Genomic DNA, 20028 nt, shown 5'->3' on the forward strand with positions numbered 1-20028 from the left:
TTTTAATTAACAGACTTATAATTATTCCAGGCGTTCACTAAATTTGTTGCTGCTTGCTTTGGATTTTCAGCCTCCGTTACAGCTGAAACGACAAAGAAACCGTCTACACCAGTTTTTGCTAAGGTAGGAATATCCGCGAGTTTTACACCCCCGCCTACGACTACGGGAATCGAACTAAGCTCAGCAACTTTCGTAATATCAGCAATACTTCTCGTAATCACTTTTCCGTCTTCCCCAATTCCGCAATCAGGTTTTGTTGAGGTCTCATGCAACGGTCCTACGCCAAAATAATCAAGTTGAGAGACATCCTCTGTTTTAATATAGTCAAATAATTGATCAGCTCGAGCAGATAAACCGATAATGAGGTCTTCCCCTAAATATTCGCGACAAACGCTCACTGGGATATCTGTTTGTCCTACATGAATGCCATCTACTTTAATCCCTTGTGATCTAGCCGCTAAAACAACATCAAGACGGTCATTTACTAGGAGTGCAACCTCATCGGATTTTCCAGCCTCTTCAATGACCTCTGCTGCTTGACGTGTTAATTGAATCAATTCTCTTGCAGAAGCAACTTTGGAACGTATTTGGATGCAAGTAAAGCCCGCACTTACTGCCTCTTTAATAATCGTTGCGACTGGACGGCCTTTTGTATTTTCAGGACCTATAACTAAATAGGCTGAAATATCAAGCTTTTTGATATTACCCATATTACCCTCCTAAAATATCATTTATTTTATCTATTTTTGTATTGATCGTATTCGTATATCCCGGACGGATATCAGCTTTTAACACCACTTCTGTTCGAATTCCTTTTTCTGCAAGTATAAAAGTCGCTTCTTTTACTACTTTCATCACTTCATCCCATTCTCCCTCAATTTCTGTAAACATTGATGTAGTTCGACTCGGTAACCCCGAATCTCGAATGACTTTCACAACCTCGGCGATTTCCTGTCCCAATTCATCCCCTACACCAAAAGGCGCAATTGCTACTGCTACTAATGTATTCATAAATTAATCTCCTCCAAATCAAATGAGTTGTTTGCAATTTCTTCTGCTGTTGCTTTATATAATTCATCCAAAAACTGCGCTTGGAAACTTCCTGGACCATCTACTTTTAACTCAGCGCGTTTTCCAGCTACATTGTATACTGCACTAGCAGTAATGGCTGCAATAAACGGAGTAGTTGCTGTTGCATACACAGCGGCAACTCCACCTAACGAGCAGCCTGCCCCCGTAATTCTCTCCATAAAATGAGAGCCCCCATAAGAGATAGCTATAATAGAGCCGTCTGTTATTAAATCCGTTTCTCCTGATACAGCAACCGCACCACCCGTCCACTTTGCAAGAGCAATCGCTGCTCTTTTAGCCTCGTGTACAGAATCTGTAGCATCCACACCTCGTACCCTTGATTCCTCTGCTCCTCCATCTAATGCCCATAAACCTGCCAATGCTATAATTTCTGATGCATTTCCTCTAATAATGGTCGGTTTAAATGCCTTAAATTCCTGTAGTAGCTCTGTCCTTAGTGAACCAATGCCTACAGCGACAGGGTCCAACACCCATGGTTTTCCTGTTTCATGCAATACCTTTGCTACATGAGGTAATGTCTCTTGATAAATAGGTAATAGCGTACCCACATTTATATAGGTTGCTCCCCCCGCTTTAGCCATAAATTCTGCTTCATCCGGTAAATACACCATAGCGGCAGAACCTCCAACAGCAAGCTGTGCATTTGCAACGAAATTAATCGTGACAGTGTTTGTAATGGAACCTGCCATCGGATTCGCCTTTTTTACTGTTTCTACAGCCTGGATAATTTCATTTTGTATCTCCTGCTTAGTAGCCATTTCCATCACCTTTCTATAATCATTCTTCATATGAACGAATAGATTCACAAGACGGGTCTTACAGGTAGAAATTCACTTAGCATAAAAAACAAAAAAGTGCTCTCCCTAAATAAATGGGAAAGCACAATTCAAATTATTGCTTATAAATATAATGAATCGCTTCCCTACGCCAGTTTTAACTGACAGGTTCAAAGAGTCAGGTTTTAACCTTCTCAACTCAAAAGAGTCCCCCCGCAATATATGCTATTTTGTTTGTTCCTCCATACTATCAACAGGTATGTCGAATGTCAAATTCATACATTTACGTGCCTCTATACCAACGTTATAAAGGTTCAATAATACATCGAATTAAAGTATGAATTGCATATTATTTGGAAAAAATAAAACAATAAACTTATTACATCATTTGAACAGGAGTTAAGAAAATGGTCCAATCTTCAAATGAAAAAAACAATAGTCGCCAATATCTCGATGGCCAATTAGATGAAAATATTGCAGTAATAAAAAAAATACTTGGAAATTCTGCAGATCTTATTATCCGAAAAAGCAGAATTGGCCGGTTGAACCATCCTTTTGCTTTAATTTATATAAAAGGGCTTATAAACGAGGATTTATTAAATAAAAATATATTAAAAATTCTTGAATTAAACAGAAAACATATTCACTCGAATTTGTTTGATCATGTCTATGAAGAAATAATTGCCATTGCTGAGATCAACAGATCAAAGGAAATGAAGCAGGTAATTAAAACGCTTTTAGCCGGCGATACAGTTTTCTTACTGGAAGGTGTAAGTGAAGCCGCACTTATCGGAACGAGCGGAATGGAATATCGTGCCCTTGAGGAGCCGCAATCTGAATCCGTTATTCGAGGGTCCAGAGTAGGGTTTATAGAGAATTTTAAAATTAACCTCTCGCTCATTCGCCAGGAAATCAAAGACCCCAATCTTCGAGTCGATATGATGGAAGTTGGCACACATTCCAACCAGAAAATTGCCATTTGTTATATTGATGGGATTGTAAGAGAAGACCTTTTACAGGAAGTTTTGCGTCGCGTTAAAACAATTGATATTGATTTCGCACCGGATTCTGGATTTATTGAACAGTGGATTGAAGATAATCTTCTGTCACCCTTTCCACAAATTTTAGATACAGAAAGACCGGATAGGGTGGCTTTCAATATATTGAGAGGTAAAATAGCCATTATTGTTGAAGGGTCACCCTTTGCTCTCTTAATGCCTATCACTTTCGGGGATTCATTAAAGTCAATAGAAGACTATAACCAACGTTGGTTAATAAGTTCATTACTACGATTATTGCGCTTATTCTCTTTCTACATGACTATATTTTTACCAGCCCTATATGTTGCATTAATTTCATACCATCCAGAATTAATTCCGGCTCAGCTATTATTTACGATAACTGCCGCTAGGGAAGGGATTCCATTTCCGTCCTTAATTGAAGCTTTAATCCTCGTCTTTTTTTATGAAGTATTGCAGGAGGCTGGAACAAGACTCCCCTATAAAATCAGTCAGACAATTGGGATTGTAGGCGGTATAGTTATTGGTCAACTTGCCGTTATGGCGGGGATTGTAACTCCCATCATGGTTATAGTTATTTCTCTAACAGCCATTTGTGCATTCACAATACCCAATTACAGCTTTGCGATTGGCTTGCGAATAGTTCGTCTCGCTACTATATTTGCTGCCGCAATTTTAGGACTATACGGAATTATTTTAGTGTTTATTATGATTTATGTTCATCTTGCCAACTTAAAAAGTATTGGTATTCCATATACACAATCATTTTCTCCAGGCAACTTATGGACCCTTGAAAATATTGTCGTAAGGGCTCCGATTACAGTATTGTCAAAACGCTCATTTCAGCCATTCCTGAAATCGAATAGGAAAAAGAAAGACGGAGGATCAGTGAAGTAATGAAACTTTATAAAAACAATGAATCGATTCAAGATAAAGACATTATGTTTGCTGTTGCTTCGAATACGATTAGTATTACAATTCTATTTTTGCCTCGGTATATAACCGAACATACTGTATCATCGGATGGCTGGATAGCAATTTTATTTGGAGGGTTGATCGCGCTTCTTTTAGGATGGATTTTAGCAAAAATAGCGGTATCCTTCCCAAATGAACCCTTTTTCTCTTTTGCCTCCTATTTAGTATCAAAGCCAGTGGCAGTCATACTATGCTTTATTTTTGTTTTTCAATATATTATTATCTCTTCGTTTCAAATGAGGGAAATGGCTACCTTGTCTCAGGAGTACTTTTTTGATCGTACCCCATTGGAAGTTGTCTGTTTAGCGTTTATCCTTGTCGTTATATATGCAGTATCTGGCTCGAGGGTGGCCATTTTCAAATTAAACATTCTCTTTTTCCCTTTTGTTGTCGGCGGGTTAATTTTATTAATTATTGCTCCGATGTGGGCTATTAAGCTTGAAAATTTACTTCCTGTGTTTCAAACCGATTTTAAAGGACTTCAGTCTGGAACAATATCCAGTTTGAACGCATTTCTAGGATTTGGTATTGTAATATTTTATATTTCTCTTATAAAAAAACCTGAAAAAGCAGCTAAAATGACTGTTTTAGGCATTTTATTTCCATTTACCTTTTATATCATTATTTTTATTATTTGTGTTGGCGTCTTTGGGAATGCAACGGTCAAAAATCTTTATTACCCTGTATTCGAGCTTTCAAAAATAATATCGATTCCAGGAATTTTCTTCGAACGCTTTGATTCGATTTTATTTATCATCTGGACAATTATTGTATTTACAACCTGCTTAATGGCATTTGATATTGCAGTAATGCTCATTAACCAGCTAATTCCTAAATTAGCCAAACAAACGATTATTTTTATTTTGTCACCCATCATTTTCTTTTTAGCCATGATACCTAAAAACTTTATTCAAATTAATAACATTGCAAAATATATGGCTTATTTAGAGATAATTTATATGGTATTCGTCATATTTCTACTAGGAACTATGCTATTAATAAGAGGTAGGAGAACCCATGATCCCTTATAATAAACTAATATTTTTAATTTGCTGTCTCCCACTTACAGCCGGTTGCTGGGATAATCTTGAAGTAGAAGATCGTAGTTTTGTAACAGGGATTGCGATAGACCTAGCTAATAATAAACCAGCTCCCTCAGAAGAAAGTGTGGCTGCTAGGGACTCAAAAGGTCAACAGCAGCAAAACTCACAGCAGCAAAATAATAAACCTTCATCAGGGCAAGAACGCATAAAACAAAATCAAAATGAATCTTCATTACAAACCGATGAAAGAGTTTTAAATTATGAAAAAGATGAGGATTATGAACAAAATGAAAATAATAAATTCAAATTAACACAACAGCTTTTAAACCCTTCTACCTTTAGCTCACAACAAAACACTAACAATTCAAACGCCACTTCATTTCGTAACCTATCACAAACTGGTGACACCATTATTGAAATGAACCGCGATATGATAAAACAGGCTGGAAGTAGGACAAACGTGACACATTTAAATATTGTCCTTTTTTCGGAAGCCCTTGCAAAAGAAGAGTATTTATTTGCTGATCTGATGGATATTTTCCTTCGAGAAAAGGAAATGTTACGGAGCGTTAAAATCGCCATTACGGAGGAGCAATCAAGCGATTATTTATCAATTCTCCCTGAAAACGAGAAAGTACCAAGTAAATATTTATCCAAAGTTTTGGAAAATAAGTCGACCTTAGATATTGCCCAACCTTTAACTGTGGGAAATGTTCAATCCTATTTGTTAATGAATCGAAGTTTTATTATTCCTTTTATTAGTCAGGTAAATTCAACGACAGTTAATTATGATGGAGTTTCGGTATACAGCGGTATTAAGAATAAAGTTGTTGGTAATTTAATTGGAGATGAAGCAAAAGGAGTAAATTTTATTCAATCCAAAAATCAGACAGGGACGATTAACACAAAACTTGATGATCACGATGTCACCTTCGAAATCTTAAACATCCAAAGTAAAATATCCCTGAAAGATAAGAAAATGCCATTAAAATTCAATATTAAAATCGACGTTGCTAGCGGAGTTGCTGAACAGTATGGCCAACTTGATGTTATGAAGGAAGAAAATTACGAAAAGCTAAAAAATACTTTAGAAAAAGAAATTAAAGAAATAACGGAACATACCATCTCTATTTTACAGAATCAGTTATATACAGACGTTATCGGATTAAACACTTATTTATATGAAAAGCATTATCCGCTTTGGAAATCCATTAAAGAGGAATGGGAAGAGGGTCAGCATTATTTCATGAAGAGTGATATACAAGTTGATGTCAACGCAACTATCGAAAAGCCAGGCAACATTATAAAATCACACTAAAGGTGGAATTTTTTTGTGGAATAGTCTTATGGAACATTTTACTGATATACCTACTATGCTTTGTACCTTCCTGTCATTCTTTATTCCATATACAGTTTCCAAAATATATAACAATTTTTCCCACCATACAAATCCTCCTTGGAAGAACGAAGAAAATTAGCATGCTCGTATCCTTTACAATACGAAAAACCATGAGTAGAATAAAGTTAGTTTTAGAATAATACTTGATTTATTTTTGGTGAAAAAGCACGATCCAGTTTGAGGATATCGATTTCTTTATTTCGCTATAATAAATCAATCTTATTTAAAGGAGCAAAAAAAATGCAAACAATTACAGGAAAAGTGGCATTAATCACCGGAGCAGGGCGTGGAATTGGAAAAGCAACAGCAATCGCTTTTGCTAAAGAAGGAATTCACGTAGGTCTTGTCGGACGTTCACTTGAAAATTTACAGCAAGTGGCAGAGGAACTTAAACAATATGACGTTAAGGTAGCTATTGCTTCGGCAAATGTGGCAGATTTAGACTCTATAACTACAGCAGTTGAGTCAATTCGAAGCGAACTTGGAGCCATCGATATTTTAGTAAATAATGCTGGTATTTCAAAATTCGGCGGTTTCATGGACTTAACACCTGAAGAATGGACAAATATCATCGATGTTAACGTAAAAGGTGTATACTATACAACACGTGCAGTATTACCTGAAATGATTGAGCGCAATACAGGCGATATCATCAATATCTCATCCACAGCTGGTCAAAAAGGGGCACCGGTTACAAGTGCATACTCAGCTTCTAAGGCTGCAGTAATCGGATTAAGTGAGTCATTAATGCTTGAAGTACGTAAGAAAAATATTCGCGTTACAACTTTAACACCAAGTACGGTTGCAACTGACATGGCGGTTGAGCTGAACTTAACAGACGGCAACCCAGAAAAAGTTATGCAAGCAGAAGATTTAGCTGACTTAATGGTTGCACAATTAAAGCTTCATCCACGTGTTGTATTAAAGCATGCTGGACTTTGGTCAACTAACCCATAATAGAACCGTCAAAAATAAGGCGCTATCCAATGTATTTTGGATAGCGCCATTTATTTTTTAACATTTAAAAACGTTCCATCGTAAGGTCCGTATTTACAGAAACTGCAGCTTTATTACCCTTTGCTGCTGAAATCATTAGCGAGGAAGGTCTGTTTCTTTCAGTTTCTCCCGCAATATATATGTTCTTCTCACTTGTTCTGCCAACGCCATCTGTTTTAACTTTTCCGTCTTCATCCAACTCACACCCAAGTTTTTCAGCGAATTGATTCGTGCGATAATAAATTGGTGCCACAAATCCACCTGACCTTAAAATCGTTTCCCCAGTATCAAACTCGATTTTCTGTAAATAACCATCTTCCCCTATTAAATTCTTTATTGGGTCAGATATTATTTTGATATTGCGTCTTTGTAAATCTGCAGTACCTTCTGGAGAGAGTGTTATTCCATTCGTTAAAACAACTAAATCCTCCGACCAATTATATATAACTTTAGTCAGATGGAGTGCATGCTTTTCTTTTTCTGCAATGACAATCAATGGCTTATCTCTTTGCTCCCAGCCATCACAATACGGACAACTAAATAAGCTCTTCCCGTAAAATTCCCTTATCCCTTGAATAGAAAATACTTCTTGAATACCAGTAGCTAATATAATCTTTTCAGTAACATACTCCTGTCCATTGGATGCTTTGACAAAAAATCTCTCATTACCTTTATCCTTAATTATTTCAGTAACGGTTGCATGAGCGAACGAGACAGAAGGATATTTCTCCAGTTCTTTTAAACCCAGTTCTTTAAACTCTTGAGGCTTTATACCATCTCGAGTAATAAATCCATGCGATTCTTGCGTCATTGTATTCCTATTTGTATCATCATCAAACAACATAATTTTTCTTCTAGCTCTACCTAAAATCAAACTTGCACTTAACCCCGAAGGTCCACCGCCTATAACGATGCAATCTAGGACATTCATTTTTTACCTCCCCACTGAGCTGGTTATTATTTTAAACGGGATATTCCCATTAAAGGTCAAATTCATTTATACCCTCTCTTGTTTATTTTGAACCAAAAGCCTTAGAGTATCCATCAGAGGTATTTAAAAATTATTGAAATAAAATAAAAGCAGAATAGAATGAGAATCAATAAAATACTTAAAGGGCTTTCAAATTGTTTTTTTGAACAAAAAGAACGAACCCCCATTAAGGAATCCGTTCTTTATTCATAACTAATTCACCTCTAGGAGTATATATACTCACTATAATTGGAACTAGTCTTATTTAATTTCTTTGAAGGAGGTAATAATATCTTCGGGACTTTGATATTCTCTTAATTCAGCAAGGATTTTAAACGTCAATTCTACAGTTCGATCTGAATTCCCCTTTTCAGCTAGAGTGATTATAAATGTTAAATTATCTGAATCGACTTTCTCGATTGGAATCGTATAATCTGGTTCCCCAGCTTCGTAAGGGAAATCACTTTCCAATATAATGCCTCTAATTTCTAATAAATCACTATTAGTAAAAAATGTTACTCGATCTCCATTACCGAATGGAATTGCCATTGTCGTTTCAAACAGTAATTTATTATCTTTATCTTGACTAATAAAATCCTCTTTATAAAATTGTTCTGAATCAACAGTCACCTTAAAATAGAGTGGATTTTCAATATTATAAAACCACTCATTTGGGTCAGGCGATGGGTCTGGTGTTGGATCTGGATTTGGTGTCGGCTCTGGATCTGGTGTTGAATCTGGGTCTGGATCTGGGTCTGGATCTGGCTCTGGTGTTGGATCTGGGTTTGGTGTCGGCTCTGGGTCTGGTGTCGGCTCTGGTGTTGGATCTGGGTTTGGTGTCGGCTCTGGATCTGGTGTTGGATTTGGTGTCGGTGTTGGACTTGGTGTCGGTGTTGAATCTGGTGTTGGACTTGGTGTCGGTGTTTTTCTTGCCGCCTCTAAATCAGCTTGCCGTTTCAGCAATTTCTCCTGCTCTTCTTTAGATAAGCTTTCTTTATATTTTTGTAAAGTTTGCGCCTCTCGCTCTTTTTTCAATTCTTCATTCTTTTTCTTTAACTCTTCTTGTTGTCTTTTCAGTTCTTCTAATTTTGATAATTGATTATTACTTTCATTTAATCTTTCTTCCCGTTTATTTTGGTTCAATTCCAAAATTTTATCTGCACTTGAGATTTGAAGGGATGAGGATGGTATATCTCCACCTGTAGAACTGCTCTTACTTATTTCCTCCAATTTAAGTTTATAAGCTTCTTCTGAAATCTTACCTGTTTTATACAATTCGTTTAATAATGCAAAGGCTATTCTATTTATATTTGTTAAAACGTCAGGACTTAAACCTGTCACTGATTGCTGATTTATTTTATCTATCAACATTTTATTTTCTTCATTTATTTTACTTAAATTTGCCACAATTACTTGAACTATTTCGGATGGTGCATTTTTCAGCATCTCTTCTAAAGTCTGATTAGACATATTCCCTACATTCTCTTCATTTTGCGAATCTAAATAATAAATTTGAGCAGGGTATATATTATTTGTCCCTTGGGATCTATCTTCTGTGGAATTATAATTAACTATTCCCGAAAACAATCCAATAACTGACTGACCTGTATTAGGATCGACAGCCACAAAGAAATTTGTTCCCCGTACATTTAAGATTCCCTCAGGAGTTTCTAGTTGGAACACATCTTCATTATTATTAATTGAAGATACATCTACCCACGCTTTGCCTCGCTTTAGTTTCACCTTCGTTACAGTGCTCTCTTTATTTGATACTTTGGACAGCACAATCGTCGAATTGGCTTCTAATATTAACTGATCATCGCTTTCACCATTATTAGAGAATTGAAGAATAGCTGAGGAGTCAGCACCGGTTATGATTTCATCACCTTGATTCAATTTCATATTTTCAAAGGCGATGATTGATTTTTTTCCTCCTGCTTTTTTCACTTCAACTGTCCCCATATACGAGCTGATTTCCGCTCCTCTTGATGTATCAGCAGCATATGTTGTAGTTGGAAGGAAAGCGACTGTTAAAAACATTACAGTTGCGACAAAGCTTATTATTGCTTTATACAAAATTATCACTCCTTCTAATCAAAAGTATAACTTCTAATTACGAGATTTTTTAATGATTCATCCCAAATAACATGTAGCTCTAGGTTTTCTGATATAAAGCTAACCGGAATATAAACTTTATTATTAATTACTTTTGCAGGTACATTTAATTGATAACTTGCTTTCTTACCTAATTCTTCTTTTTGTGCAGTCTTCTTATTTTCATAAAGTACAAATGTTGTCTTTTCATTTGAAAGAGTAATTTTCCCGGATTTTTTTTCATAATTAACAGCTAAATCTAATTCTTCTCCAATTGTGTTTAAAGGAATTAGGGGTTCTGATTGAATAAATTCAACAGTTGTCTCAAGCAACTTCCCATTTAACCAAACTTCTGCTTTTTTTGAATACTTTTGTGATAAAAATACATCATAAGTAGCTAATTTCCGAATTTGGTTATTCCCCGCCTCCAGTATTAATAATGAGCCGTCATCTTGCACTAATACATCCACTGGTTCGTTAAATAAAGCCGATTGTAAAAGCCCATCTTTGTTTCCAAATTGTTCAGCAGTACCGGTAATAGTTGAGACAACTCCATCTTTTAATTGCCTAATTGTATGATTTTTTCGATCTGCAATTAGTAATGTTGATTTATCTATTAATGCCATTCCTTCAGGTGAGGAGAATTGCGCTTTTGTAGCGAGACCATCAGTATTTCCTCCCTCTACATAATACTCATTCGTCAGTAGCTCGCCTGAACCTGCTACAGTTGTTACAGTGTTCTTCCTGAAATCAATATAACGTATCCGCTGATTACCACGATCTGCAACATATAAATTGTCCTTATGATCTAGTAGTAATGCACTTGGTTCATTAAACATGGCGTCCTGAATAGTACCGTCAGCAAAATCCCCTCCAAAATCAGGTAATCCTTGAGTATACTCTACAATACGATCAGAAGGTTTAGTAACCGTACTAACAATTCCGCCTTTTGAAATCTTACGTATCACATGATTTAAAGCATCCGCTACATAAATATTCCCTTTTGAATCTATAGCAATATCAAGTGGTGTGTTAAAACGTGCATTTTTTACATTTCCGTCTTCTAATCCAAATACACCATTACCAGCCATTGTTGTTACTTTGCCATCATTACTTATTTTTCTAATTGAATGATTAGCTGAATCCGCAATTAAGATAGACCCGTCATTTGCAATAGCTAATCCAGCAGGTTCGTTAAATGCCGCTTCTAATTTTTTCCCATCAAGAAAGCTACCTTGAAACGCAATATCTCCATCAATCAAAAATGGAGAACCAGCCAATGTTGTTACTTTTTTATCGTTTATCTGGCGAATAACATGATTGTTTGTATCCGCAATTGCTATGCTGCCATTTCGCAATTTTATAAATTTCGAAGGAGTATCGAATCTGGCATCTTTTAAATCTCCATTCTTAAGATCAGCTGTTCCGTTGCCTGACAAGGTCCTCACCTCACTCAATTCATATAGAAAAGAGGCTTGTGCCGAAAAACGGGGTACAGCTAAGGAAAATAATATTACAACACTTAAAAAACTAATAAATAAACTTCGGTTTAATTGCATCTTTTAATCCTTCCTTTATATTAAATTTTTTTAAAACAAATATTATTCATCCCGGAGAATAATCGCCTCCTTTCTAATTACTACTTCTCTGGCATTTTAATCTTTGCAAAATATTCTTAAGAAGTGAAAATCTTTGAAGTTAATGGAAGTCGAAACGCGGAAGTTATATACAGGAAAAATACATATTAACTAAATTTTAGTTTATTATGTAACATTATGAAATAGTAAATTATTATTAAGTATTTAAATTCCCAAATTTCTTTTTAATTTGTTTATAGTCTTCCTGCAAACAAGAAAATTGTAGCTTTTTAGAGGATTATCCAAAAATTTATCGAAGTTATTGAGTTATATCAAGGGGGAGAATTATAGATGAATAAATTAATTGCAAAGCAAATGCCTCATACGTTTGAGCTGCATGGAGACGTTCGGCATGATGAATATTATTGGATGAAGGATAAATCTAATCCAGAAGTAATTGATTATTTAGAGCAGGAAAACATGTATTATGATGAGGTCATGAAACCGTTGGAAGGTTTAGCAACCGAGCTTTACGAAGCTATGATTGCACGCATTCCGTCTTCGGAAAGTCAGATACCCGTTCAAAAAGGACCTTACTTTTATTACTACCGTTCAGAAAAGGAAAAGCAATATCCGATTTTCGCTCGTAAACGTGCTGAAAGTCGGGAGGCATTAGCATTTTCCGAGGAAGAAATTACAATCGATGAAAATACCCTTGCTAAAGGAGATGACTATTTAAGCATTACTGTTCAGCGTTACACAAAAGATCATCGCTATGTTGCTTATTTAGAAAATCGTGACGGCACAGATAGCTATACATTATATGTGAAAGATTTGCACACAGGTAGTTTGTTAGAAGATACAATCCCTAACGTCTATATTTACAGTAGTGTTGAATGGAGTAACTGTGGACAATACATTTTTTATGTAAGACTAAACGAATTACAACGACCATATCAAGTTTGGCGTCATGAAATAGGTACTAAAAATACGTCTGACGTACTTTTATTTGAAGAATCCAACGTAACATTTAATTTATTTATTAACAAATCAAAAAGTACACGCTTTATTTTCATTGTTTCTCAATCAACGACGACATCAGAAGTACAAATTATTGATGCAGATAGCCCCTTATTGCCTCCACAATTATTTCAGGCACGACGCGAAGGAATTGAATACGATGTAGAGCATTGGGAAAATGAGCTTTTACTATTAACGAATGAAAATGCATTGAACTTCACCCTACTCCGCTGTTCGTTGAATAACTTCAGTCAGCGTACAACTGTTGTACCGTACGATGAAGAGCGATTTATTGAAAATATTTATCCATTTAAACACCATGTTTATGTAACAGGTCGTGAAAATGGTTTAGAGCAAGTTTGGCGTATCGAAGGTGACTCTCTTGTTCAGTTAAAATGGGAAGAAGACATCTATTCGGTCTCGTTAGTTCCAGACCAGGACTACGAAGCTTCTGAGGTTTTAGTTCAATACGAATCATTTTTGACGCCAAAAACGACAATTCGTATTGATATTGAATCGGGGGAAAAGGAAGTATTACAAGTGGCACCCGTTACAGGCGAGTACGATCGAAATCAATACGTTCAGCAACAGGTTTGGGCAACAGCAGCTGACGGGATAAGTGTTCCCATACTTCTTCATTATAAAAAGAATGCGCTCGAAAACGGTCCAGCACCGCTTATTTTAAATGCTTACGGCTCATACGGATATAGTAGTGATCCATTTTTCAGTGCTTATCGTCTGCCTGTACTTGATAAAGGGGTAATAATCGCAACCGCGCAAGTGCGTGGTGGCTCAGAACTTGGACGCACTTGGTATTTTGACGGGAAAATGCAGAAGAAGCGCAACAGTTTTACGGACTTTATTGATGCAGCGAATTATTTAATCGATCAAGGTGTTACAACAACTGAACTTATTGCAGCTCGCGGCGGGAGTGCTGGTGGTTTGTTAGTCGGTGCTGTAGCTAATATGGCAGGAGATCGTTTTAAAGTCATTGTTCCGGAAGTACCGTTTGTCGATATTGTCACTACCATGCTTGACGATTCAATTCCATTAACGACTTTGGAGTGGGATGAATGGGGTAATCCGCAAAATGAAGATGATTATTACTATATGAAATCTTACAGTCCATACGACAATGTAGAAGCAAAGCCTTACCCACATATGTATATCACGACAGGATTAAATGACCCGCGCGTCGGTTACTGGGAGCCAGCCAAATGGGTAGCCCGTCTCCGTGAATTAAAAACAGATGACAATACCCTTGTTTTAAAAACAAACATGGGTGCTGGTCACTTTGGTGCATCTGGTCGTTTCAACCAGCTACGTGAACTTGCTGAAGGATATTCGTTTATTTTGAGTAAGTTTGGAATTTAGCTTTGAATCCTATTGCAAATCTTATTTGTTATAATTGATTATAATAAAGTAATACATTTTCCTGGGGTGATTAACTTGAATCTTTTCAATACCTTCATTGTCCACATACTCAGCCTGTAATGGTCCATTTTAGTCTTTGGGGGACTTTTACAGGCTGAGCCTTAACCCAAGGAGTTGTTGGTCAATGAAACCACATCAAAAAAATCGTAGTCGAGCCTATTATCGGCATCATCGAAACAGAGTCATTCAACGTAAAACAAAAATTGCAAAACAAATTGGATGGCACTCCCGCTTTACTGGATATTTCGCAAAAGGGAAAATACATTGTTCATGCTGGATGTGTTCCGATAAGACGAAATATGATGGATTTCCTCATTCACAAATCATTCAATTGGAACACTTGAGCAGTCAATTATCGGATTATTATAGTGAAGCTGAAATTTAATTTTGAATTAGAGCAGGGTGGCTAGATCCCCTGCTTTTTTATTATTTAGTCGTCTTTATCTTTAGCATATCTACAAAAAAGGCCCCTCTCATCTTTTTCAGATAAGGTGGACCATCGCTTTATTCAAATCTTCATAACTTATTCAAGCAACATTCTTAATTTCTATTTTTCACAATATTTTTAAAGCCAATATACGTTGCATAAAAGTATCCGCCGTATATTACAAGAAGCACAGAGACAATGACGAACATAGAACTCCCTATTAAGCTCTGGCTGTAAGTTTTGAAAACTTCGTTAACCACACTAATTCCGACAATGGAATGAATAATAGCTAACCCTAAAGGTATCGCAAAATAAATCAGGTTTTGAATTAAAATCGCTTTGTTAATTAATTTTTCTGTAACGCCAATTCTCCGTAAAGATTGATAGCGTTCCAAGCTGTCGCTAGCATCAGATAACTGTTGCAATGCCATAACTGCAGCACTGGATATTAAAAAGATGAGCCCTAAATAAATACCAAGAAAAACAATTGTAGCTGATAAACCATGGGTTCTTGTATATACCATGTCTCTTGTATCCCCACGCACTATATAACTAGTGCCATCTACGGTACTATTATTCCAAAAACTATTAATTAGGTTTGTATATTTTTCCTCTGACTTTTTAGGATCACTACCAAACATTACATTGAAGCCTGTTTTATTTAAAATTAACTCTCCGGAAAAATCATCTGGAACGATAAGATAAAAGAAGGACAGATCAAATGAAGTAGTAAAAATATTTTCTTCAATTGGAGCACCATTTTTAATGTTATAGTCTTTGCCCTCTATGTTGATGATATTTTCATTATCCATAAATTTATTCAACGCCTGATTCATCTGACTATAATTTGATACAACTAAAACTTCATTGTCCTTTAATTCCTTAGGCTTCTGTCCGTTAAGTTGTAAAATTGAATTATAATCCGATAATTTAACAGCGGATAAAGCACCCATCTTTAAGTTCTCCTGAAAATCTAGCTCTTCCTGTTGGGTTAAATAATTGGATAACAAGTTTTCTAAAGTAAGTGTCAATTTATACTCACTAAAAAAAGTATGTTTTTCATCGGCTTCAAACGAGAAGTTAATTCTTTCTAAAAATGTCTCTATGTCATTCACGTTTTCTTCTTGATTTTCTAGATTTGCAATGAGCACCGATGAGGCATCAAAAGAAGTATTTCCTTCCGCCATTTTATCAGTGGTGCTTTTAAAGCTGAACATAGTAAATAAAAGCGTAATCGTTAAAAAAAGCATCAGACATATTACAGACATCGAGACAAAGTTCGTGTTAATTTTGTTATTGATCTGTCTTAAAATAAAGATATTCAAATCTTTCAAATACAGTTTCTTGTTCTTTTGTACAATATGGATCATGAAATTAGAGAGACTGAAAAAGAACAACATTGTTCCAATAACACCCAACAAAAGGGATGCAATCAATAAAAACCCTTCAGAATTCACACCATTTTTGAGAATTAATACATATGCAACACCCAGGACAATCAAAGATACAAAAAAGAAAAATATCGAGACGGATGCATTCTTTAGCTTTACTACTTCATTTTTCTTAGCTGCATTTAGCATATCAATCAATTTGTACTTGGATATGGTCACTTGGTTGAAAATCATGACAAGAAGATAAATTATACCAAAATAAACAACAGATTTAATCACTGCTCCAATTGAAACAATAAATTTATATTTGCTCATCTCTACGGCCAACAGTTGGGCAGTAATTACCGACAAGCCTTGTGAGACAATAATTCCAAGGGCAATTCCGACAGCAAGGGATACGAGACCGATTAATAAAGTTTCAAAAATTAAGATTCTCGAAATCTTACCTTTGGACATTCCCAGGGTCATATATATACCCAATTCCTTTTTTCTCTTTTTAATTAAGAAATTGTTGGCATACGTAATCAATCCACCAAGAATAAAGGAAACAAATATAGATGTTCCAGCCATTAATTTATTAAAGGTTAACATGTATTCCGAAGTACTTTTGCCCATTTCAAGCATAGCAGTCTGCTCTTCAAAAGAATTGAAACTGTAAAATATACAGACGGCAATGGTTAATGTTAGAAAATAGATGGAATAATCCTTTAAGCTTCTTTTTACATTGTTTAAGGCAATTTTATAAAACATTCCCCGCATCACCTCCAAGTAAAGTTACAACTTCAATAATCTTATTGAAGAATTCCTTTCTCGTATCCTCTCCTCGTACTAGTTCATTAAAGATTCGGCCATCTTTTATAAATAGAATCCGGTGAGCATAACTAGCTGTAAAGGCATCGTGGGTAACCATAAGAATCGTAGACTGAAATTCTTTGTTAAGCTTTTCAAATGTATCCAACAGCAGTCTTGCAGATTTAGAATCCAGAGCCCCTGTTGGTTCATCAGCCAAAATGAGTGAAGGCTCTGTAACTAATGCTCTTGCCGATGCTACTCGTTGCTTTTGCCCTCCCGACAATTGAAATGGATAGTTGTTTAATAGCTCAGAAATTTCAAGTTTCTTAGCAACATTTTTAATCAATCGATCAATTTCTCTAGTCCCTCTATTTTGTATTGTAAGTGCTAATGCGATATTTTCGTAGGCAGTCAATGTATCCAGCAAGTTGAAATCCTGAAAGATGAAACCTAACTCATCACGTCTGAAATTTTCCAAAGCTTTTCGCTTAAGAACTGTAATATCCTTATTATTGATATTAATATGGCCTGTTGTGATCGTATCAATAGTAGAAATACAATTTAAAAGGGTCGTCTTACCACTACCTGACGGACCCATAATTCCTACAAACTCCCCCTTATCTACTTGAAAGCTAATATTGTCGATAGCTTTTGTTACATTCCCTTTATGCCCATAATATTTTTCTATTTTATCAACGGTTAATATACTGTTCATTACTTTCCCTCCAAGCTCCTGATTCATAAAGCACTCTATTTTTTCACGTAAAATTCAGCGGTAGTTTCACTAATTTTGCTACCCTTTACAAATATCGTTACCATGTAACGGCCTTCTTTGGCATCGTCGGGAATCGTTAGCTTAGCAGTGAAATATCCTGCATCATTTAAAACTATATTTTCTTCAACATGTAATCTATTTGATGTTTTAACTTGATCTTTATACCATACGACCTTTGCTTCTTTTATCCAAAACCGGTTCACTTCTGCAGAGAAATATACTGTATCTCCAACTGAAAATTCGTTTGTAAAATCTATTGGTTTACCTTTTCCATCGACATTTCCTGAAATAACACCATCTACAATTTTTGGACCATTATAGTAATTATACCCGTTATAAGCCCCTACCAATAAAACAGCAATGATCGCTACTACTGCAATAACCAATTTATTCATTTTAATTTCCTCCTGTTCACTTCTTGTCATTATCATAACAAGGTTACTTAGCGCTACATATCGGTTTATCTTTTAATAAAGTTACATTTTTGCAAGATTGAAAATAAAAAAACGGATGCCTGACTAATAAGTCGGACATCCGTTTTTAAAATGATTCAATGCAGTAAATTTACACTTCCAATTGGAAAGACAATGCTAACCTTTGTTCCTTCACCTGTTTTAGAAGTTAAGGTAAGTCCTAAACCAAGCTGCTCTGAAAGTTTTTTACATAAGTAAAGACCAATCCCAGTAGACTGTCCATACTTTCGGCCATTCTCTCCTGTAAACCCCTTTTCGAACACTTTATTTAAATCCTTATCTATAATACCGATACCATTATCTTCTATGGTAAGTACAATATTATTTTCATTTTTAAATGTACTGATGGTTACTTTTCCATCACGTTCCTTAATATACTTAGTGGCATTTCCGATTAGTTGATTCAATATAAATTCAAGCCACTTTGCATCACTGTACACCGTACCTTCTACCGCTTCCATATCAATGGCAATACCTTTACTAATAAAGTCTCTCGAATTCCTCTTTATCACCTTTCTGGTAAGGTCAGCTAAAGACACCTCTTTGATGATATAATCCTTGCTGACATTATTACTTCTGGAATAAAAAAGAACTTGTTCTATATATTCTTCCACCTTTTTTAATTCTTCTTTAATATTGCGGGTAATGCTATTTTGATTATTTTCTATTATTAACCGGGTCGATGCAATCGGGGTCTTTATCTCATGTACCCATGTTTCTATATATTCTCTATATTCATTTTCCCGGACTCTATATCTCTTTACATGCTCATGCATATCCTTATTTGTCTGTTGCAATATATCATATAAAAGCTTACCTTCCAGGCTTTCAGGCTCATTCATAATTTCAGGAAGCAGAAACTTTTTATCCAAATTATCCATTATGCTGGTTAACTCATTATAAAAAGCTTTCTGTTTCATAAATTCGATTATCATATAAGTAAGGACAGGGAAAAACCAAATGCAGAAAGTCAGTAATATTAGATTCCAGTTGCTATTAACGAGTAACATAATACCGCCTATTATGACAAATAGAATTAAATTATTAAGTAAAAACAGCATTCTTTCTTTTAAGTAGTTTTTTAAATTCATGGCAGTATATAACCTAATCCGCGTCTAGTTTCTATATTTTCCTTCATCCCTAATCCTTCAAGTTTTTTTCTTAATCTCGTAACGTTAACGGATAGATTATTATCATCCACAAAAATATCCGCATTCCACATAAAATCCATTAAATCATCTCTTGAAACAATTTTCCCTTTATTTTTAATTAAGCAGGAGAGGATTTTAAATTCATTTTTTGTTAATTCTGCTGTCTGGTCGTTATACGTAACCGAGCCATTTAATAAGTTTAACTTCAGGTCGTTATACGTAATGGTATCTTGATTAGTAACTCCATGAACTCTTCTCAATATATTTTCAATTCTCGCAAGAAGGATTTGGGTATTATATGGTTTTGTGATGAAATCATCCGCTCCTAAATTCATACTCATTAGCTCATCCATCTCGTTATCCCTACTCGTCACTACGATTATAGGTACAGCAGATTCCTTTCTTATTTCTCTGCAAATATAATATCCATCTGTAACAGGCAAGTTTATATCTAAAAGGATTAGATTCGGTTCTTCCTTTAACGTATCTTGAAGAATATTTTCGAAGTTAGTTAAAGCCACTACTTCATATCCATGTCTGACTAAGAACGTTTTAAGTTCCTCTCTTATCTTTTCCGTATCTTCTATAATAATAATTTTTGACATCGGTTCACTCCCTTTGTAA

At 35.5% G+C, this 20028-nt stretch carries 17 protein-coding genes and 1 riboswitch; of the genes, 6 read left to right on the forward strand and 11 right to left on the reverse strand.

Going from position 1 to position 20028, the window contains the following annotated elements:
- Positions 1–2: 2 nt before the first annotated feature.
- The 3 genes from MHH95_RS02020 to thiM are packed head-to-tail and all read right to left on the reverse strand — an operon-like array spanning position 3 to position 1850.
- Complete coding sequence (locus tag MHH95_RS02020; protein WP_340726250.1) at positions 3–710, reverse strand: thiamine phosphate synthase; 708 nt, start codon at positions 708–710, stop codon at positions 3–5.
- Position 711: 1 nt separating this feature from the next.
- Entirely contained in the window at positions 712–1011 is a 300-nt protein-coding gene (locus MHH95_RS02025) for an MTH1187 family thiamine-binding protein (protein ID WP_340726251.1), read from the reverse strand.
- Entirely contained in the window at positions 1008–1850 is an 843-nt protein-coding gene (gene thiM, locus MHH95_RS02030) for a hydroxyethylthiazole kinase (protein WP_340726252.1), read from the reverse strand. Before thiM ends, MHH95_RS02025 begins: the two co-directional genes overlap by 4 nt.
- Before the next feature lie 143 nt (positions 1851–1993).
- Positions 1994–2093: riboswitch (TPP riboswitch) on the reverse strand.
- Between the two features lie 182 nt (positions 2094–2275).
- On the opposite strand from thiM, the gene MHH95_RS02035 reads away from it, so the two are divergent.
- From MHH95_RS02035 to MHH95_RS02050, 4 genes are all read left to right on the forward strand, one after another.
- Positions 2276–3784, forward strand: coding sequence for a spore germination protein (locus tag MHH95_RS02035; RefSeq protein ID WP_340726253.1), 1509 nt, complete (start codon positions 2276–2278; stop codon positions 3782–3784).
- Complete coding sequence (locus MHH95_RS02040) at positions 3784–4893, forward strand: GerAB/ArcD/ProY family transporter (RefSeq protein WP_340726254.1); 1110 nt, start codon at positions 3784–3786, stop codon at positions 4891–4893. Before MHH95_RS02035 ends, MHH95_RS02040 begins: the two co-directional genes overlap by 1 nt.
- Positions 4880–6223, forward strand: coding sequence for a Ger(x)C family spore germination protein (locus tag MHH95_RS02045; RefSeq protein ID WP_340726255.1), 1344 nt, complete (start codon positions 4880–4882; stop codon positions 6221–6223). The genes MHH95_RS02040 and MHH95_RS02045 overlap by 14 nt, the downstream gene beginning before the upstream one ends.
- 321 nt (positions 6224–6544) lie before the next feature.
- Entirely contained in the window at positions 6545–7261 is a 717-nt protein-coding gene (locus tag MHH95_RS02050; protein WP_191700947.1) for a 3-ketoacyl-ACP reductase, read from the forward strand.
- Positions 7262–7325: 64 nt separating this feature from the next.
- Here MHH95_RS02050 and MHH95_RS02055 read toward each other — a convergent pair whose 3' ends face one another.
- The 3 genes from MHH95_RS02055 to MHH95_RS02065 form a co-directional block, all read right to left on the reverse strand.
- Positions 7326–8231 carry an NAD(P)/FAD-dependent oxidoreductase gene (locus MHH95_RS02055; RefSeq protein WP_340726256.1) on the reverse strand — a complete coding sequence of 302 codons (906 nt, stop codon included), beginning with the start codon at positions 8229–8231 and terminating at the stop codon, positions 7326–7328.
- Between the two features lie 300 nt (positions 8232–8531).
- Positions 8532–10346: a FecR family protein gene (locus MHH95_RS02060; protein WP_340726257.1), complete on the reverse strand. Its 1815-nt coding sequence runs from the start codon at positions 10344–10346 to the stop codon at positions 8532–8534.
- A 14-nt stretch (positions 10347–10360) separates the two neighbouring features.
- Complete coding sequence (locus MHH95_RS02065; protein ID WP_340726258.1) at positions 10361–11923, reverse strand: stalk domain-containing protein; 1563 nt, start codon at positions 11921–11923, stop codon at positions 10361–10363.
- 369 nt (positions 11924–12292) lie between these two features.
- Between MHH95_RS02065 and MHH95_RS02070 the strand changes: the two genes are divergently transcribed.
- Positions 12293–14335, forward strand: a complete 2043-nt coding sequence (locus MHH95_RS02070; protein ID WP_340726259.1) for a S9 family peptidase — start codon at positions 12293–12295, stop codon at positions 14333–14335.
- Positions 14336–14519: 184 nt separating this feature from the next.
- On the forward strand, positions 14520–14780 hold the full coding sequence (locus MHH95_RS02075) for a hypothetical protein (protein WP_340726260.1): 261 nt from the start codon (positions 14520–14522) through the stop codon (positions 14778–14780).
- A gap of 155 nt (positions 14781–14935) precedes the next feature.
- On the opposite strand, the gene MHH95_RS02080 is transcribed toward MHH95_RS02075, so the two are convergent.
- The 5 genes from MHH95_RS02080 to MHH95_RS02100 all read right to left on the reverse strand — a co-directional run bounded on the left by MHH95_RS02080 (position 14936) and on the right by MHH95_RS02100 (position 20009).
- On the reverse strand, positions 14936–16963 hold the full coding sequence (locus MHH95_RS02080) for an FtsX-like permease family protein (protein WP_340726261.1): 2028 nt from the start codon (positions 16961–16963) through the stop codon (positions 14936–14938).
- On the reverse strand, positions 16953–17720 hold the full coding sequence (locus tag MHH95_RS02085; RefSeq protein ID WP_340726262.1) for an ABC transporter ATP-binding protein: 768 nt from the start codon (positions 17718–17720) through the stop codon (positions 16953–16955). Before MHH95_RS02085 ends, MHH95_RS02080 begins: the two co-directional genes overlap by 11 nt.
- A gap of 35 nt (positions 17721–17755) precedes the next feature.
- Positions 17756–18175, reverse strand: coding sequence for a hypothetical protein (locus MHH95_RS02090; RefSeq protein WP_340726263.1), 420 nt, complete (start codon positions 18173–18175; stop codon positions 17756–17758).
- Positions 18176–18330: 155 nt separating this feature from the next.
- Positions 18331–19344, reverse strand: a complete 1014-nt coding sequence (locus MHH95_RS02095) for a sensor histidine kinase (protein ID WP_340726264.1) — start codon at positions 19342–19344, stop codon at positions 18331–18333.
- Entirely contained in the window at positions 19341–20009 is a 669-nt protein-coding gene (locus tag MHH95_RS02100) for a response regulator transcription factor (RefSeq protein WP_340726265.1), read from the reverse strand. Before MHH95_RS02100 ends, MHH95_RS02095 begins: the two co-directional genes overlap by 4 nt.
- Positions 20010–20028: the final 19 nt, after the last annotated feature.

Source organism: Solibacillus sp. FSL K6-4121, from assembly GCF_038002585.1.
Classification (GTDB): domain Bacteria; phylum Bacillota; class Bacilli; order Bacillales_A; family Planococcaceae; genus Solibacillus; species Solibacillus faecavium.

Coding starts and splice junctions, on each gene's coding strand:
- MHH95_RS02075 (WP_340726260.1), top strand. CDS start 14,520: ATGAAACCACATCAAAAAAATCGTAGTCGAGCCTATTATCGGCATCAT.
- MHH95_RS02090 (WP_340726263.1), bottom strand. CDS start 18,175: ATGAATAAATTGGTTATTGCAGTAGTAGCGATCATTGCTGTTTTATTG.
- MHH95_RS02065 (WP_340726258.1), bottom strand. CDS start 11,923: ATGCAATTAAACCGAAGTTTATTTATTAGTTTTTTAAGTGTTGTAATA.
- MHH95_RS02100 (WP_340726265.1), bottom strand. CDS start 20,009: ATGTCAAAAATTATTATTATAGAAGATACGGAAAAGATAAGAGAGGAA.
- MHH95_RS02085 (WP_340726262.1), bottom strand. CDS start 17,720: ATGAACAGTATATTAACCGTTGATAAAATAGAAAAATATTATGGGCAT.
- MHH95_RS02070 (WP_340726259.1), top strand. CDS start 12,293: ATGAATAAATTAATTGCAAAGCAAATGCCTCATACGTTTGAGCTGCAT.
- MHH95_RS02080 (WP_340726261.1), bottom strand. CDS start 16,963: ATGTTTTATAAAATTGCCTTAAACAATGTAAAAAGAAGCTTAAAGGAT.
- MHH95_RS02045 (WP_340726255.1), top strand. CDS start 4,880: ATGATCCCTTATAATAAACTAATATTTTTAATTTGCTGTCTCCCACTT.
- MHH95_RS02050 (WP_191700947.1), top strand. CDS start 6,545: ATGCAAACAATTACAGGAAAAGTGGCATTAATCACCGGAGCAGGGCGT.
- thiM (WP_340726252.1), bottom strand. CDS start 1,850: ATGGCTACTAAGCAGGAGATACAAAATGAAATTATCCAGGCTGTAGAA.
- MHH95_RS02095 (WP_340726264.1), bottom strand. CDS start 19,344: ATGAATTTAAAAAACTACTTAAAAGAAAGAATGCTGTTTTTACTTAAT.
- MHH95_RS02020 (WP_340726250.1), bottom strand. CDS start 710: ATGGGTAATATCAAAAAGCTTGATATTTCAGCCTATTTAGTTATAGGT.
- MHH95_RS02040 (WP_340726254.1), top strand. CDS start 3,784: ATGAAACTTTATAAAAACAATGAATCGATTCAAGATAAAGACATTATG.
- MHH95_RS02055 (WP_340726256.1), bottom strand. CDS start 8,231: ATGAATGTCCTAGATTGCATCGTTATAGGCGGTGGACCTTCGGGGTTA.
- MHH95_RS02025 (WP_340726251.1), bottom strand. CDS start 1,011: ATGAATACATTAGTAGCAGTAGCAATTGCGCCTTTTGGTGTAGGGGAT.
- MHH95_RS02035 (WP_340726253.1), top strand. CDS start 2,276: ATGGTCCAATCTTCAAATGAAAAAAACAATAGTCGCCAATATCTCGAT.